Source organism: Enterococcus wangshanyuanii (assembly GCF_002197645.1).
Lineage (GTDB): Bacteria > Bacillota > Bacilli > Lactobacillales > Enterococcaceae > Enterococcus_L > Enterococcus_L wangshanyuanii.
Genome location: NZ_CP021874.1, coordinates 3694850 through 3711996, shown reverse-complemented (window position 1 = coordinate 3711996; position 17147 = coordinate 3694850). Strand labels below are relative to the sequence as shown.

17 protein-coding genes and 1 other annotated feature (1 of these 18 cut by a window edge) are annotated in these 17147 nt (G+C 37.1%); of the genes, 3 read left to right on the top strand and 14 right to left on the bottom strand.

Translation table 11 applies throughout. The features are described from left to right. Positions 1–18: 18 nt before the first annotated feature. Both CC204_RS18655 and CC204_RS18650 read right to left on the bottom strand, forming a co-directional pair. Complete coding sequence (locus CC204_RS18655; RefSeq protein ID WP_088271540.1) at positions 19–1164, bottom strand: AI-2E family transporter; 1146 nt, start codon at positions 1162–1164, stop codon at positions 19–21. Positions 1165–1746: 582 nt separating this feature from the next. Then, on the bottom strand, positions 1747–2745 hold the full coding sequence (locus CC204_RS18650) for an alpha/beta hydrolase (RefSeq protein ID WP_227011201.1): 999 nt from the start codon (positions 2743–2745) through the stop codon (positions 1747–1749). Between the two features lie 124 nt (positions 2746–2869). On the opposite strand from CC204_RS18650, the gene CC204_RS18645 reads away from it, so the two are divergent. Beyond that, positions 2870–3304, top strand: a complete 435-nt coding sequence (locus CC204_RS18645; protein WP_088271539.1) for a GNAT family N-acetyltransferase — start codon at positions 2870–2872, stop codon at positions 3302–3304. Between the two features lie 44 nt (positions 3305–3348). Here the strand turns inward: CC204_RS18645 and CC204_RS18640 are convergent, their stop codons facing one another. From CC204_RS18640 to recX, 4 genes are all read right to left on the bottom strand, one after another. Then, entirely contained in the window at positions 3349–4164 is an 816-nt protein-coding gene (locus CC204_RS18640) for a hypothetical protein (protein WP_088271538.1), read from the bottom strand. A gap of 144 nt (positions 4165–4308) precedes the next feature. Continuing rightward, positions 4309–4842: a nucleoside tri-diphosphate phosphatase gene (gene ntdP, locus CC204_RS18635; RefSeq protein ID WP_087639440.1), complete on the bottom strand. Its 534-nt coding sequence runs from the start codon at positions 4840–4842 to the stop codon at positions 4309–4311. A 461-nt stretch (positions 4843–5303) separates the two neighbouring features. Then, positions 5304–6479, bottom strand: coding sequence for an A/G-specific adenine glycosylase (gene mutY, locus CC204_RS18630; RefSeq protein WP_088271537.1), 1176 nt, complete (start codon positions 6477–6479; stop codon positions 5304–5306). Then, on the bottom strand, positions 6469–7269 hold the full coding sequence (gene recX / locus CC204_RS18625; RefSeq protein ID WP_088271536.1) for a recombination regulator RecX: 801 nt from the start codon (positions 7267–7269) through the stop codon (positions 6469–6471). The genes mutY and recX overlap by 11 nt, the downstream gene beginning before the upstream one ends. A gap of 161 nt (positions 7270–7430) precedes the next feature. Between recX and rlmD the strand changes: the two genes are divergently transcribed. Beyond that, the gene (gene rlmD, locus CC204_RS18620) at positions 7431–8801 is read left to right on the top strand and encodes a 23S rRNA (uracil(1939)-C(5))-methyltransferase RlmD (protein WP_088271535.1); all 1371 of its coding nucleotides are present in this window, start codon (positions 7431–7433) and stop codon (positions 8799–8801) included. A gap of 88 nt (positions 8802–8889) precedes the next feature. Here rlmD and CC204_RS18615 read toward each other — a convergent pair whose 3' ends face one another. From CC204_RS18615 to CC204_RS18595, 5 genes are read right to left on the bottom strand one after another with little or no spacing between them, the layout of a single operon-like run. Further along, a complete protein-coding gene (locus tag CC204_RS18615) occupies positions 8890–9687 on the bottom strand; it encodes a histidine phosphatase family protein (RefSeq protein ID WP_088271534.1) in 798 nt (265 codons plus the stop codon). A 20-nt stretch (positions 9688–9707) separates the two neighbouring features. Then, on the bottom strand, positions 9708–11132 hold the full coding sequence (locus tag CC204_RS18610) for a glycoside hydrolase family 1 protein (RefSeq protein WP_088271533.1): 1425 nt from the start codon (positions 11130–11132) through the stop codon (positions 9708–9710). 18 nt (positions 11133–11150) lie between these two features. After that, a complete protein-coding gene (locus CC204_RS18605; protein ID WP_088271532.1) occupies positions 11151–11495 on the bottom strand; it encodes a PTS lactose/cellobiose transporter subunit IIA in 345 nt (114 codons plus the stop codon). 4 nt (positions 11496–11499) lie between these two features. Further along, positions 11500–12753, bottom strand: a complete 1254-nt coding sequence (locus CC204_RS18600) for a PTS sugar transporter subunit IIC (RefSeq protein WP_088271531.1) — start codon at positions 12751–12753, stop codon at positions 11500–11502. A 16-nt stretch (positions 12754–12769) separates the two neighbouring features. Beyond that, positions 12770–13090: a PTS sugar transporter subunit IIB gene (locus tag CC204_RS18595; protein WP_088271530.1), complete on the bottom strand. Its 321-nt coding sequence runs from the start codon at positions 13088–13090 to the stop codon at positions 12770–12772. A gap of 239 nt (positions 13091–13329) precedes the next feature. On the opposite strand from CC204_RS18595, the gene CC204_RS18590 reads away from it, so the two are divergent. Next, complete coding sequence (locus tag CC204_RS18590) at positions 13330–15228, top strand: BglG family transcription antiterminator (RefSeq protein ID WP_088271529.1); 1899 nt, start codon at positions 13330–13332, stop codon at positions 15226–15228. A gap of 52 nt (positions 15229–15280) precedes the next feature. Here CC204_RS18590 and CC204_RS18585 read toward each other — a convergent pair whose 3' ends face one another. The 3 genes from CC204_RS18585 to rplJ all read right to left on the bottom strand — a co-directional run bounded on the left by CC204_RS18585 (position 15281) and on the right by rplJ (position 16923). After that, positions 15281–15523, bottom strand: a complete 243-nt coding sequence (locus tag CC204_RS18585; protein ID WP_088271528.1) for a GlsB/YeaQ/YmgE family stress response membrane protein — start codon at positions 15521–15523, stop codon at positions 15281–15283. 472 nt (positions 15524–15995) lie between these two features. Next, the gene (gene rplL / locus CC204_RS18580; RefSeq protein WP_088271527.1) at positions 15996–16364 is read right to left on the bottom strand and encodes a 50S ribosomal protein L7/L12; all 369 of its coding nucleotides are present in this window, start codon (positions 16362–16364) and stop codon (positions 15996–15998) included. 58 nt (positions 16365–16422) lie between these two features. Further along, on the bottom strand, positions 16423–16923 hold the full coding sequence (rplJ, locus tag CC204_RS18575) for a 50S ribosomal protein L10 (RefSeq protein WP_088271526.1): 501 nt from the start codon (positions 16921–16923) through the stop codon (positions 16423–16425). Positions 16924–17049: 126 nt separating this feature from the next. Further along, positions 17050–17147: a sequence feature (ribosomal protein L10 leader region), on the bottom strand; it runs 31 nt beyond the window's last position.

Here is a 17147-nt window from a genome sequence, read left to right as displayed (position 1 = left end):
GATTTCAATATTCTCAAACTATTTTTCCTTACTTGATGGTGAATTTATTTCGCCGTTTAAATCCAGCACCAAATCTTCAGCCATTTTATCCTTGCGCACCATACTATAAACATGGACAGCTATCGTCTTACAGATCGCATAAAATGGAACACCTAAGAAGATTCCCAATAGTCCAGCAATATTTCCAGCAACAAGCAAAATGATAATGATCGTTAAAGGATGGATCTTTAAAGACTTACCGATCACATTTGGATAAATGATGTTTCCATCGATCTGTTGTACAACCAATACGACTAAACAACAAAGCAACGCTTTGAATGGTTCATCAAAGACTGTCACAAAAACTGCTGGAGCTAAACCTAAATAAGGTCCTAAATATGGAATCAAATTAGTTATACCAGCGATGACACCGAATAAAAATGCATAACGTACACCGATCAGAGAATAACCGATCACCGTAAATGTAGCAACGAATAAACATTCAATTGCTTGTCCGCTGATATAATTCGATAATGTTTTATTCAGTTTATCTAGAAGATCAACGATATCGTCTTGACGTTTTTTCGGTAAAAAATGTTTGATTCCAGGCACTAAACGATCGCCATCTTTTAGCATATAAAACAAGATGAAAGGAGCTGTCACAATAATGATCGTTGTGGACGCAACCGTTGAAACGATCGAGCCTAAACTACTTGATAAACCGCTCAGAAATTGCTGGATGATATTTCCATACGAAATATCCAGCTGTTCAATATATTTCGTCAATTCTGCTTCTTTAAAAATTGGCAGCTCAGCCATCTGAGTGACCCAGGCCTCCACACTTTTGAATACCTCAGGCATATTCGATGCTAAACTAGATAATTGAGAAACCAAACTAGGAATCACACTGACCAAAAGTAGTACAATCGCTGCAATCAAAAGCAAAAACACGATCAAAATCGCATAGATTCGTTTCATTTTTGTTTTCATCAATAAATTGACGATCGGATTCAAAATATAGTAAAGAAAGCCCGCTACAAGTACTGGTGCAAATAATGTAGAGAAAAACGTCCCCACCGGTGCAAAAATAAAATTGATCTTTGAAGAAACAAAAATCAACGTAGCAATAACTAATAACTCCGCTGACCAAAAAAATAACTTAGATTGCCTTAAACGTTCAAACACAAATACTCCTCCTTAAAATAAAAGCGGAACAGGTCGCTTAGCCTTGACCGGAAAATAGGAAAAATGAAATGTGGTGCTTTTTACCACAATTCATTTTTATCTTTTTCCAGAAAGGCTGACCTGTGCAGCTGGATAACAATAAAAGCGGAATGAGCCTGTTTAGTCTCGACTGAAAATAGGAAAACATGACTGAGGTGCTTTTTGCCTCATTCAGGTTTTATCTTTTTCTCGAGAGACTGGCTCATGCAGCTAGATAACATAAATGATCAACACTTTCTTACAAAAGTCTTGTACTGTTCATCATCAACTCAAATTCTTTCATTGTGATTCTCAGCAAAAGCGGAATGAGCCTGTTTAGTCTCGACTGAAAATAGGAAAACATGATTGAGGTGCTTTTTGCCTCATTCAGGTTTTATCTTTTTCTCGAGAGACTGGCTCATGCAGCTAGACAACATTAATGATCAACACTTTCTTATGAAAGTCTTTTACTGTTCTATCTCTGAAAAAGTTCAATTTCTTACTTATAGATTTTAGCATACCTTTTACTATATAAGATAGCAATACTTCTTTGGACCTAAAAAATCACTTCTGTTTATGCTTATTCAAGAAAACCAATGTATCTTTAAATACAATTTTAGCAGGTTCAGATGCCATTTCAAATTGGTACTCATGAGCTGTTTTATATTCAGATTTTAAAAAGAACCTCTGACTGACGGAAATCCCTTTAGATTTTAATACTTCGACTAGCTTTTTCCCTTGTTCTTCAAAAGAAAAGGTGTTTCCATCTGTGATATACGCAGGTGGAAAATCAGCAGTAACAAAATTTGAGATTACAGAACTCTCAGCCAATTTACCATGAAGCCAATTTTTATCCTGTGCATAGCCCCAACCGATTTTTTGAAACATGAATTTAACTGGCGGTATTGAATAGGAATGGACTACTTCCGGTACATCGTATACGCCACAATATAATAAACTACCTTTAATTTGATTTTGTTTTATTACTTGATCGACGCTCATAAGTTTCCGATATACTTCATTTGTTTGTGTTGTGATAAATTGGCTTGCAATTTGAGCACCAGCAGAATCTCCTGCAATAAAAAGATTATCAAAATTGATCGAATAGTTTTCGGCATGATTTTTTAAATAGGCTAAAAATTCTGAGGTTTGAATAACTGGTATAGGATATTTAGTTTCAGGAACAAGTGCATAGTTCATCACAGCAACTGCGTATCCTTTTTCAGCCAGTTTTGTTGCAAATTCCTTTTCTTCCAATTTATCTCCACCAACAAAGCCGCCGCCGTGTACCCACGCAATAATAGGTTCCCCTTTTATCTGCTTTTTAGGTAAATAGAGATCAAACTGATTATTTTTATAAGCGGATGTATAGGTTTCATTTACAAGAACCGTTACATTGCCCTCATCATATTGATTTACCCTCGTTTCCTTAGGAATTTTAAATGCTGTATGCTTTGCGAAAAAAATCACGGGATAAGGTGAAATATTGATAATAATAATAATAGCGACAATAATAAACAAAATAGTGAAAATTCCCAAAATGTATAGAACTTTTATGTTCAACTTTCTCCCTCCTTTTCATTTAGTCAATAAGTTAGTAAATCTATAACTAAAAAAGTTTCAACTCTTTATTTTAGCAATGATTTTAAGGTATAATAAATAAAATAATAAGAGTTAGAGGTGCCAAATGAAAATCGTTCAAACAAGAGACACGATGAGTAATATCTACTTAGATGCCGTTCAAATCCGGCATCAAGTGTTTATGCTGGAGCAAGGAGTTCCCAGCGAAATAGAAATCGATAAATATGAAGCAATGTGTATTCATTTTGTTTTATATGGTGATGATAACAAACCAATCGCTACTTGTCGCCTTTTACCACTTGAAAATAATGTCATAAAACTACAGCGAATGGCTGTTAAAAAAGAGTATCGGGGTAAAGAGTATGGTCGAATCATTGTAGAAAAGGCCGAAGAGTTTGCAAAAGAGCAGGGATATAAGGTGATTACTTTAGGTGCTCAAATCACTGCTTTAGGGTTTTATGAGCGGATGGGCTATGTGAAAGAAGGCGACATGTTCCTTGATGCTAATATTGAGCATTATCAAATGAATAAAGAATTATAATCTCAAAAAGTGTGAAATATGTTGAATATTCCACACTTTCTTTATTATTTCCAGACTAAAGGGATTGTGTATTGAAGATCATGCCGATACATTCTATTGGATGAAATCGCTGTTAAGGTAACCTTTATTTGCGTAGCCCTCTCATCGATCCCTTCAACAGTGACAAGATTATTTTCTAATTTTGCATCTATCTTTTTATTCCAAGTGTCATCCCCGTTTGACAATTCTGTATAACCTGTTGATTTTTCTGCCTGATCAAATTGGGTAGAATACTTCATCGGGTTTTCAAAGATAAGCTGTTTCGTTGATCGATCCACTACCGCTGCTGGAGCTGTCACATATGAGTCTCCATCAAACCTATCTAAATTTTTCAGATTAGAAAGCGGTGTAAGATCAAGCACTGGATAACCGTATAAGTCAAGTCCTTCCAAATTTTCCAGTCCTGATAAATAGCTGATATCTTGCACCATATGTGTCGCTTTGGCTTCGGTCATATACCAATAGTATTGTAAAAATTTCAAATTTTTCATTTTTCCAATCGGACGCATATCGATACTACCTTCATTTACTGGTACATAAACAGCACTCTCTACATTGGTTAGGTACTGTACGCCTTCAAGTGACTCACCAGCAAGATAAACTGAATCTGCATATTCCATTTCTTTTATTGTGGGCAACTCATCTGTGATCTTTTTACCAGTATTTTCCTCAATCGACTTCACAACAGATTTTCTCAGCTCATCTGATGGAATATAAACCTTTCGTTCTTCAGCGATATTGCTTTTTCCCCATCCAAACGTAATCATAGCAAAAAAGATGATTCCCATCACTTTTACTATTTTCATTGCATACTCTTTCATTATATACCCTCCATTCTTTTTAATATAATTATATCATTTAAAAAATATTTAACTACATAAGAAAAAATATTACAGCCTTAAAATACAAAAAAAGACTAGCGAAAATTTCTCACTAGTCTTTTTTCACTTAACATCTTACATTCGCTATTTTCTAGATAGCTCCTGATAGCGTTGGTACCAGATATTTACATAATCTTCAGAGAACGGACCTTTTCCACTATTAATCCAATCCACTAATGTCTTCACATTTTCTTTTAGAATAAAATCGATATCTTCCGGATATTCCATGATTTTACTGTGAAACTCGTATTCGTCTACATCTAGCAAACGTTTCTCTCCATCAGGAAAAACCTTGATATCCAAATCGTAATCGATATACTTCAATGCTTCATCATCTAAAAGATATGGTGACGCAAGATTGCAGTAATATGAAACCCCCTTTTCTCTGATCATCGCTATTATGTTGAACCAGTATTTTTTATGAAAATAAACAATCGCTGGTTCCCGAGTAACCCATCGGCGCCCATCAGACTCTGTCACCAAAGTATGATCGTTAACGCCAATCAGAGAATACTCGCTTGTTTTCAATACCATAGTATCTCGCCATGTTCGATGCAAATGTCCATCGTGTTTGTAACTTTGGATCGTTACAAATTCACCTTCTTTTGGAATTGCCATAGTCCCCCAACTTTCCCTCGTACGAAAAATCGCATATCAAAGCTGATTGCGCTTCGTTTGGGTGTTCATTACACCGATATCACTATAATTATATCATAATTTTCAACTTTGCATACTAAGGAGTTTGATTTCTTATGACTGTTGTTAATTAGTTACTATAAAAATGTTTTAGAAGTCATTTAGTTGGTTTTATTTCAGATAAAAAAATCTAGCTCTAAATAGAGCTAGACTCCGGCTATGTTGGTCTAGTCATTGGCTGGGACATTTCAATCCACTAGCTCTAAATAGAGCTAGACCGTGAAATAGGTTGAAATATCCGACATATCTCAGCTATTCCACTACTAACACTATTATAACATTAAATATAAATGAGAAAAACAGCATTTTACAGCTGAAATCCTGAAAATTTTGGTGCGAATCTCCTAGCTATTTCATGAGCACTTAGGATTCGCACCAACTAATTATTCCCTTGCTTTAAGTTCTTTTTGATAAAGCTCTACCATTTTTTGCTGCGGCTTTGGAAATACATAGTTCGAAAATTCTTCTGGAGTTGTCCAATTTTGATTGTCATTGATAGAAATTGGACCTGTTTGCCTTCCATAAAACACCAGGATATGCCATTTTAAATGGCTAAAAATATGAACGACTTCGCCCAAGTTTCGCTTTTGCCAAACAACTTTGGGATACTTTTCAAAAATCTCTGAATTTTCTTCTGCAACCAAAAGTGGTTCTTCAAATTCAAGAGATAATTGTTGTTCTTCTTTTACCCGGGATTTTTGGAGAAATTCAAAACGCTCCTTGCTGACTTCTTCTATTGGAAATAACCACATATTTGCTAATAACCCTTTAGCATCACGCTTTTCTAACAAGAACTCCTGTTGATTATTTTCGATGATTCCACCAACATAATAAACATCCTTTGGTTTTTGTTTCTTCGATTTGACCGGATATTCAGTCATTGTATTCATCCCATAACTCAAACAGTATTTTTGAATAGGGCATTCCTCACATTTAGGCGATGTTGGTGTGCAAATCGCCGAACCCAGATCCATCATGGCCTGATTGAAATCTCCCGGGCGTTCCCTATCAATGATTTTATACATCGCCTCTTCAAACACTTTGCGACTACTGGCTTTTGCGATATCATCATTGATTTCAAATAAACGGCTGACCACACGCATGACATTTCCATCGATTGCTGGTTCTGGTAGTTGAAAAGCAATACTGCCGATTGCTCCTGCCGTATACGGTCCGATCCCTTTCAATTGCCTGATTTCATCGATCATTTGGGGCATTTGGCCATCAAATTCTGTCATGATCTGTTGCGCTGCCACTTTTAAATTTCTAGCTCGAGAATAATAGCCCAGCCCTTCCCAAGCTTTCAATAAACGATCATCAGGTGCTTCAGCTAAATCTTTGATCGTCGGAAACCACTCCATAAAACGATAATAATAATCGATCACAGTATCGACACGTGTCTGCTGCAGCATGATCTCTGAAATCCAAATACGGTATGGATCTAAATTGACGCGCCATGGCAAGTTACGTTTTTCTTTTTCATACCAATCAATAAATTCTTCTTGAAAAGACTGAAGTTTTTCTGTGCTCCATGTCTCCCAATATTTTTCATTCTTCATCCTCTAATTCCTTTTCATCAAAATATTGCTGGATCAATTCAGAATCAAACTGCTTTTGAAATAGACTTTGTTTGACCTTCATCGAGCGTTTATAAGGATCAAGCTTACGGTGTTTCTCCCAAAGCTTATCTCCTTCTTTTTTGATTGCCTCTATCTCTTGTTCTTCATCACGTTCAAAAGCTAACTCCTCAAGCGCTAGATCGATGACCTCACGATTGAAGCCCTTTTGTATCAAGTGAATTTGAACTTTCTGCAAGGCATCTCTAAAACTTTTCGTTCTATAGCGTTTCATTGCCTTTTGAGCGGCAGCGGCAGCGACCTCAACTTGATCTTCCATTGCATAAAAAGTCAAACCATGTTGAATGTCTTCATCGCTCAGCCCTTTGCGTTTTAGTTGTTGTTCGATCATCTTAGGCCCTTTATCACTGGTTCGCATCAAAGTCCGTACATAACTTTCACTGAAAGATTTATCATCCAGCAGATTCATCTCTTCTAAACGAGCAACGATTTTTTTCCGATCTTCTGGTAAAATCTCTTTCTCTTTCAAATGATCAAGGATTTCCTTTTTCGAGCGTAATTGATAACTCAGATAATTCAAAGACAGCTGCAAACCAACGTCATAAGAGCCAGCTTTTTTTATTTGTTCGATCATTGTGTCTGTTAGTTCTTGTCCTTTTAATAAGCGCTGACGGACGAGTGTATCTTCTGATACGCGTAATTTTTCTCCCGAAGACAGCCAGACTAGATAAAATTGTCCTTTGTCCTTCGTGATTTTCGTGATTGTTTCCATCTTCCTCCGCCTTTCTAGTGAGAACATATATTCTACTATAACATATAAATGACAGAAGCTAAACCAGTCAAATTGTGCTAAAATAGGAAGAAGTAAAAAATGAATGATCAAGAACGACTGTACAATGTTTCTATAAAACTATGAAATAAAAGGATGAAACCATGACCACACATCAATTAAAAGAAGGACAAAGTATTTCTTTAAAAATAAAACGCTTAGGCATCAACGGAGAAGGCATCGGTTATTACAAAAAGACGATCGTATTTGTCCCCGGCGCCTTACCTAAAGAAGATATTTCTGTAAAAATTACGAAAGTTGCTCCCCGTTTTGTTGAAGGACAGCTGACTAAGATCGTGAAAGCAGCACCTGAACGTGTCATACCGCCTTGTCCTGTCTATGAAGAATGCGGCGGCTGTCAGCTGCAGCACTTAGCCTATCCAGCTCAGTTAACGTTCAAAAAAGATCTACTAAAGCAAGCGTTGCATAAGTTTAAACCAAGAAATTTCGAGCAGTATCCATTACGAAAAACCATTGGGATGAAAAATCCATGGAATTATCGGAATAAAGCCCAATTTCAGTTACGGAAAATTGATGGAGAGATCGAAGCGGGACTTTATCAAGCTGAGTCACACCATCTAGTCCCGATCGATGATTGCCTTGTACAACAACCTGCCACAACAAAAGTTATGAACGCTTTAGTTGAATTATTGAATAAATATCAACTGCCGATTTATAACGAACGAAAAAACAGCGGTATTTTCCGCACATTAATGGTTCGTGTCGGTATCAAAACCAATGAAGTTCAAGTGGTTTTCATCACTCAATCAAAAAAATTCCCACAAAAACATGCTTTGATCGATGAAATCACCCAACAGCTTCCCGAAGTTGTGTCAATTATGCAAAATGTTCAAAACAAACGGACGTCGATCGTTATGGGTGACGAAACGCTCCATTTGTGGGGTAAAGAAAGTATCGAAGAAAAAATCAATGAAGTCACTTTTGACTTGTCGCCAAGAGCCTTTTTCCAATTAAATCCAGAACAAACCGAGGTTCTTTATAATGAAGCGATCAAAGCGTTAGATTTACAAGAAAACGAAACAGTTGTCGATGCTTATTGCGGTGTAGGTACGATCGGTTTAAGTCTAGCCAAGAAGGCTAAAGAAGTTCGGGGAATGGACATCATTCCTGCGGCGATCGAAGATGCCAAACTCAATGCCGAGCGCTTAGGTTTCACCAACACGCATTATGAAGTCGGCACAGCAGAAGAGTTATTGCCGAAATGGTTACAGGCTGGTTTCAAGCCTGATGCAATCGTTGTTGATCCACCTAGAACTGGAGTAGATCAAAAGCTACTTAAAGCGATCATGAAGCAGCCGCCTAAAAAAATGGTATATATTTCTTGTAACGTATCGACCTTAGCAAAAGATCTAGTTGATTTAGCTAAAGTTTTTGAGATCGATTATTTACAATCAGTAGATATGTTTCCGCAAACGGCACGTTGTGAAGCCGTGGTAAAATTGACTAGAAAATAATCGGCTTTTTCAGAGTTGAATAAACTAAGAACCGTACAATGCAAGATATGCATCGTACGGTTTTTCTATTCTCTTACATCTATATTTTCTATTCTTTTCCTTTTTCCAAATAGCTTAGATCACCGATTTTATCGATCGAAAATGCAGCATCTTTGACCTTGACCGTCGTTACACTACAGTTTTTGATGTCTTCTCCTTGATAGCCTCCTGGAACTAATATTTCCAAAATCGTCGGGATTTCACTACCATGAGCCACGATCAACACATTTCCGCCGCCTTTTGCTTTCGCTTCTGCTAAAATTTGGTCCATCGCTTCTTTTGATCGTTTAACGATCTCTTTGTAATTTTCAGCAGTACCAGTTTTATCATTTGCGGCAATTTCATCTGCGATTTCTTCGTCACTTAATTTTCTTGTCAGCTCCCCATATTGAGTCCACTCTTCATCAAATTTCAGACCATTTTTTTCAAAAATTGGCGTCCACATATCCGCATTATCCCGACCTTCATAGCCGCCATAATTCCACTCTCTTAGTCCAGATAAAGTCTCCAGCTCGATCCCTTTACGGTCACCTTCAGCCAAGACATAATTGGCGGTAGACATCGCTCGTCCTAAATCACTTGAATAAGCTAAAACAAAAGGTGTTTCTTTTAATCCTACTGCTAAGTCCTTAGCTCCTTGAACCCCTTCATCAGTTAGCGGTGTATCAGACCAACCCTGAACCTGACCCGTTGTATTGAACATCGTTTTCCCATGCCGGACAAAATATAAAGTTGTTTCTTGTGCTGCTTTTGTTTCAGTTGAATCTGTTTTCTCTTCTGATTTTCCAGTATTACAGGCACCCAAAAGAAATACCAACCCAACAAGACCTACTAAAATTTTTTTCACTATCCAACTCCTCCCATCGATTATAAAACTTCCCCATTCGTTTCGATCACTTGTTTCATCCAGGCATAGCTATCTTTCAAATAGCGTTTTTGACTGCCTTTGCCATAATCATCCTGATCCACATAAATAAAACCATAACGCTTACTCATCTCTGAAGAAGAACAGCTGATGATATCGATCAGCCCCCACGCGCAATATCCTCTAAGATCTACACCGTCTTTGATCGCTTCTTTCATTTGTTCGATATGTGCTTTGTAATAATCGATTCGGTAATCATCGTGGATCGCTCCATCTGCTTCTAATTTGTCATAACAGCCGATCCCATTTTCAGTAATGTAGATCGGACACTGGTAACGATCATAAAAAGAATTCAGCAAGGTTCTTAGTCCTAAGGGATCGATCGTCCAGCCCCAAGGGTTTGCTGGTAATTCTTTATTTCGGTAAGGTTCATCATGCTTTGCATCGCAAATTTGCGTATAGTAGTATGAAAAGGACATATAATCAGCTGTGTTTCTTAAAACTGCCTCGTCTTCTTCAGCAAACGCAATATTGATCCCCCGCTCTTCAAAATAACGAAATGCATAGCCGGGATAATAGCCTCGTAGTAATACGTCAGCGAAGAAATACTGCATTTGATTGATTTTTAGCGTTGCTAATACATCTTCTGGCTGACAAGTTGCTGCGTATTCTGGCCCTCCGCATAGCATCATGCCAACTTCGTAATTTTTATCTACTTGATGCGCATATTCAGTGACTGCAGCAGAAGCCACTAGCATATGATGTACCCCTTGATATTTTGCCTCTAACAAATTATCCACTTTATCTTCTGCAATTCCTAAATGATTGAAGGATTCATGCCCAATCAAATTGATCTGATTGATCACGATCCAATATTTGACTTTACCTTTGTAGCGATCTAAAACGATCTTGGCATAACGAATAAAGAAGTCAGCGACTTCCCGCGAATACCAACCTTGATACTTCAATGTCAGGTTCAAAGGAATCTCATAATGAGAAAGAGTGATCATCGGCTCCATCCCATTAGCAATAATTTCATCGATCAGCTGATCATAAAATTGAAGCCCAGCTTCATTCGGTTCAAGATCGTCACCATTTGGAAAAATTCGTGACCAATCAATCGATGTTCTGAATAATTTCAAGCCCATATCGCCCAATAATTTTAAATCTGCTGGATATGTTTCCTTAAAATTTATCCCCCATCTTTTTGGAAATACGCCTGTTTTGCTGTTCAGCGCTTCCTCAATATAACTAGTAGATATCTCTGCATTGGAACGTTTTTCTAAAGGCAGATCGGCTCTAAATTCATTGATATCAGCAACACTTGTGCCTTTCCCTTCATACTCATAAGCGCCTTCACATTGATTTGCTGCAACAGCGCCCCCCCACAAAAAATCTTTTGGAAATCCTTTTGGTACTTGATACATATGCCTTACCTCTTTTCTTTATTCTTTTTCTAGTAATCGTAATCGTTCATTGAGTTGCTTTGCTATTTTGATCAAATGGTTTGCCATATTGATCTCACTGTAAATCGTCATCAATGTATCTTGAGCGTGTGTAAATAGTAATGAGTGAGGATGTGCTTGAGCTTCTTCACTCATTTCGCTTTGAATCGCCTTCGTTTGTACTTGATGCGCTTGTGTAATATTACTTTTCGCTATCTTCATTTCTGCTTTTGCCGTCTCAAAATCATTTTTCTCCACTGCTACAAGTGCATTTCGGCAATTGACTCTAGCATCTCCAGCGTACAAAATAATTTTCATGGCTTGCTCTGATAATAAATCGTCCATTCTTTCAGGCCTCCTTCAATGATTGGTTCTCTGCTTTTGTTTCTTGATCGTCATATGCTTTGAAAAATGGGTACCAGATAGCGGTTGATATCATAAAAATCACGACCATCAAAATCAAACCCGTAACTGTCCCAGTTGTAAACCATGTCGCAAAAGGAAACGGACAATACCACAGTTCAAATTGAACTTTGGGGATCGGCGCAAATGGGATCACTTTGGTAAAGATATAAATGACGATCGGTAAAATAATCCCCTGAAGCCACATCGGAATCATCAACAATGGATTCCAGGCAACCGCACCAAAAATCACAGGTTCGTTGATATTAAAAATCGAAGGTGCAATACAAGCTTTCCCCAAAGCACTGATTTTTTTAGAACGAGCCCGCATCATCATTAAAACAAGCGGCATCGTACAGCCGATTCCACCAATCCAAAGATAAGCAGAATACAAAGTACTGCTGGTCACTAAGTTCAGATTTTCAACAGTTGCCGTGCCATTTTGAACGAGAGCAATATTTTCAGCAATTGCTTTTAATAAGACTGGTTGAACGACTGGTGTCAGCACCCAAGTTGAAATCCCCATTGAATATAAGAAACAAATCAAGAACATCATACCGACAAAGCCGCCTGGTGATTCCATAAAACTTGATAATGGCATAAAAATACTTAAAACGATATTATACAGATCGACTTTCATGATCAAGACAACGACCCATCCAAAAATCACAATGATTCCAATCGGCAGCATCGAATCAAACCACGCCCTAACAAAATCCGGAATCACCGATTCTTCTTTGAAGAAAGAGAATTTTCCCAACATCACCAAAACAAATCCTGCAATCAGCCCAGCTACGATCGCCACAAACATTCCGCCAGCGCCCAATGCATCGTGACCAAAACCAATGACACTATCTTTTTCCACTTGTGGTGAGATGATCATCAAAAATAGAACCAAGCCACTCATGCCAGCAACGATCCGCTGTTTCCGTAGACGCTTCTTCTCCATTAAATTAAACGGAATCAAAAATGCGACGAATAAAGAAATTTTTCCCATCGTCCAACCGAACGGTACCCAAAAACTTGGTAATGCCGGAAAATAATCATTTAAAATCGCCAGCATTGAAAAGACTGATCCTAAAAAGATAAATGGCAATGTCTGCATGATCGAATCTTTGATACTAACGATCCAAGGATTGTTGTTCACTTTGTTCATCTTTGGTGAAAAACTATTTTCCAGCCAGAAAATCAATTTGTTCATCATTTACTCCTCCTTTTTATTCTTCTTCCTTCATTGATGCTAATAAGTGCTCAATTGCTGCCTCTCCATCAAGGGTTGCATAGTAGTCTTTTTTCATTAAAATCACTTTTACTGGAAATCCGTGAATAATTTCGTCGATCTCATCAATAATATATTCCAGATGGGGGCCAACCATCAGAGCATCGATCTCTTCAATATAGTTTTCAATCTCCGATTCACTTCTAGCAACAATACTCATATTTAACTCTTTTGCTTTGGCTGCTTTTCGCATATTCGCTGCCATAAATCCGCTACTTGCACCTGATCCACAAACTAATAACACATTCAATTCACTCATATTTCTTCCTCCTGTTTTAATGCTAAACAAGCGTATGTTTAGCCACTTAGTCTTAAGCAAATAAGTCCTTCATTCAAAAGAAACAGCTATCTGCTACCTCTCTATCTTCATCTTTTTTTGAAGCGCCATCAAATATACTTTTTTCCTCTAAGCATCGTTTTAGCGGAAAGAACTATACTTGATTTGCCGTTTGAAAGTCTCAATAATAAGAAGTATAAAAGATAAAGAGGGTGAAAGGTGTGTCCTTAAATAGTAAGGAAGCAAAACTGATCAAACTGTTGACCCAGCATCATGACTGGCTATCTGCCGTTTTTTTAGCTGAAACGTTATCTACTTCAACTCGAACGATCCGAAATTACGTTGCTAGAATCAATCAATCCACCGAACAAGAAATAATCTGCTCTTCTAGACAAGGGTATAAAATAAACGATGAGAGCCCATTCGACGAGATTATTTCTCAAAACAGAAAAGAAATGATGACCCCCAAAGACAGAATAAATTATTTGATGAATTTATTGATCCAACATTCTACGATTGATTATTTTGATGTAGCAGAAACACTATTTATCAGCATTCCGACGATTGAAAAAGACCTGCACCGCCTACGAAAAAAAATGGACAAATATCATTTAAAAATCATTAAAAATGGGCAGTTTCTTACAATGACTGGTGATGAAATAAACTTTAGAAAGCTGACGAGCGATATGCTGCAAGACGAAGCTTTGCATAACTTTCAGTCACTTGATCATGTCCAGACAATTTTTCCAGACATCCCTATTGAACGAATCCAAAAAATTGTTGTAGAACGTTTGAGTAACCAGCATCTTTATGTCAACGGGTATGCGATCAATAGCTTATTACTTCATATCGCAATCGCTGTGGACCGTCTCTTACATCATCAACGCTCAGATATCGAATTGACTTCGGAGCTATTTTCAGAAGATCAGTTGGAGTATAAAATTGCATCTGAGATCGGTAAAGATATTCATCAAGCCTTTTCCGTCGAGATGGATCTTTATGAAATCAATAATTTGACCCTTTTGTTGATGACAAAAATTTCTCCTGCGAATGAGACCTTTCTAAAAAATTATATGGACACGACGATTTATGCCTTTATTTCCTCAACGATGGAAACTGTTGCAGAAAAGTATTTTATTCCCAATATCTCAGATGAATTGGTTTTAAATTTAGCTTTACACGTCTCTAATTTGATTTCACGAGCAAAAAGAGGCAAACAAGTTCGCAATCCGTTATCAGAAGAAATCAAACAGTCTTATGCCTTTATTTATGAAGTGGCTGTCTTTATTGCCAAACAAATTCAAAAACAAATCAATATTCCAATCACAGATGATGAAATCACCTTTATTGCACTCCATATTGGTTCCTATTTTGAAGAAAAATTTGAAACTGAGAATAAATTGAGCTGTGTGATTTATACACCTGAATATTATGAAATGCACAAGCGTTTAGTCTACAAAATTAGTGATATCTTTAAAAAGAATGTAAACATAACGGGCGCGTTTTATCGTTTAGATGAGCAAAGCCGAACAGAAATGCTCAATGCTGACTTAGTTTTATCTACGATTGAACTAAAGGAATTGCCTAATGCGCTTCAACTCTCTCCCTTTTTATCAGGAAAAGATATTGATAAAGTTCAAAAAGAAATAAACCTTTTGAAACAGAAAAAACTGGTCAATGATTTAAAAGAAAGTATCGGAATGTACCTAACCTCCGAGCGCTTTGAGCGAAATGTTTATTTACAATCTGAACATGAATATATCGATTATTTAGGCGGCAAGCTAGTTGAAAGTAACCACATCGATCTCTCCTTTATTGAATTGATCAAAGAGCGGGAAAAAATGTCAGCAACCTCTTTCAATAATTCAGTCGCCTTACCTCACGCAATTGAAATGAGTGCAGAAAAAACCGGCATCTCAATCATTTTGAATGATCGTCCCGTTCGCTGGGGCACCCATTACGTTCAAGTAATCATTATGATCGTCATGAATCAAGGAGATATGAAAAAATTTCGGCAATTATTTGATTTTATGATCGATACGTTTTCTACTACTGAAAAACTAGAGAAGCTATTATTGGTGAAAAACTATGAAGAATTTATTGAGGAACTATTTAATTAACTAAAAAAAACGCTCGAAGGCTGAGCCTCCAAGCGTTTTTTTGTTATATTGTTTATTTTTTACCTAAGAAAAATGATACGACTGCGACTAAAATCACCGCACCGACGATTGACGGGATCAAGGCCATACCAGCCATTTGAGGTCCCCAAGTACCAAGCAAAGCTTGACCAATCGATGAACCAACTAAACCAGCGATAATATTGAAGATGATCCCCATAGATTTCCCTTTGCTAGTAATTGCTCCAGCAATTGCGCCGATCACACCGCCGACAATTAAAACCCATAACCAATGCATATACTTGTCCTCCTTTACTAATAGAATATAGAAATAAAAATGATTACTTATTTATGCTAACAAATTCTTTTATTTCATGCGAAAGATATGCATAAAAATGAGAAATCAATAAATATTCTTATTATCTATTCTTTTTTACTGTTAAAAAAACAATTATGGATAATAAATTTGTTTTTAATGTTCATTTTCTCAGATAGAACTTTCTAAAAAAATCACTCGAAAGAACTCCTATTATATGATATTTTTCTCGATTCCCTTGATTGTTATAGCTGTAAAAGACATTCTTACTGAATTTCTACTCATTTATAGAGATCGTTTATCTGATTTGATGAATCTTTGTAGTGAAGAAAGGTTTTTGCTTTTACTTTATTAGATAAATTGTTCCCTTACTAAATGAATCTAAAGCAACATTTGAAAAAAAAAACTCTATCCTTTTGATAAAGGATAGAGTTAGACTTTACAATGTAAAGAATTATTTTACTGTTACAGAAGCGCCAACTTCTTCTAAAGCAGCTTTTAATGCTTCAGCTTCGTCTTTAGAAACGCCTTCTTTAACTGGTGCAGGAGCGCCATCAACTACAGCTTTAGCTTCTTTCAAGCCAAGACCAGTTGCTTCACGAACTGCTTTGATAACTTTAACTTTTTGATCTCCAGCTGCAGTTAATTCTACAGTGAATTCAGTTTGTTCTTCGCCGCCGCCAGCTGCAGGACCTGCTGCTGCTGCAACAGGAGCTGCTGCTGATACGTCAAATTTTTCTTCGATAGCTTTAACTAATTCGCTTAATTCTAAGATAGTTGCTGTTTCTAGTTCAGCAATAATGTTTTCAATGTTTAATGCCATTTGAATTTCCTCCATTTAAATTAAAATTGTTTTTTAGTTTGTGTAGATCAGGCTGCAATTAAGCAACTTCTTCTTGTTTTTCTGCCACTGCTTTGACAGCGTAAGCCACGTTTCTGACTGGCGCTTGTAATACAGATAACAGCATAGAAAGTAGACCATCGCGGCTTGGTAGTTTTGCCAAAGCTGTGATTTCTTCAACTGAAGAAACTTTACCTTCGATAACGCCACCTTTGATTTCCAATGCTTTCGCATCTTTCGCAAATTCGTCGATGATTTTAGCTGGGGCTACTACGTCTTCATTACTGAAAGCGACAGCAGTTGGTCCAGTAAATACTTCGTCTAAACCTTCTAGTCCAGCTTTTTTAGCTGCGCGTGAAAGGATAGAGTTTTTGATAACTTTCATTTCCACGTTAGCATCACGTAATTGTTTACGTAAAGCTGTTACTTCTTCTACTGTTAAACCACGGTAGTCAACGATAACAACTGAAGATGCTGCCTCAAATTTGGCTTGTGCTTCTTCTACTAAGGTTTCTTTTTTAGCGATTGCTGCTTCACTCATTTATTTCACCTCCTGAATAGTGATGGTGGAGTTTGGTTGGCTTACAATATAGGTGTTGGAAGGATCAGATGAAACTTCACTCACTTTGTTCGCCAAGTATTTATTTATATCAGTTTTAAAAAAACTGTGTGAATAAATAAAACTCCATGCCACCGTTGACATAGAGGGACCATTGATATATTCATCAATCATTGTCCTCGGTAGGAAATTAAGACTTACGTCAC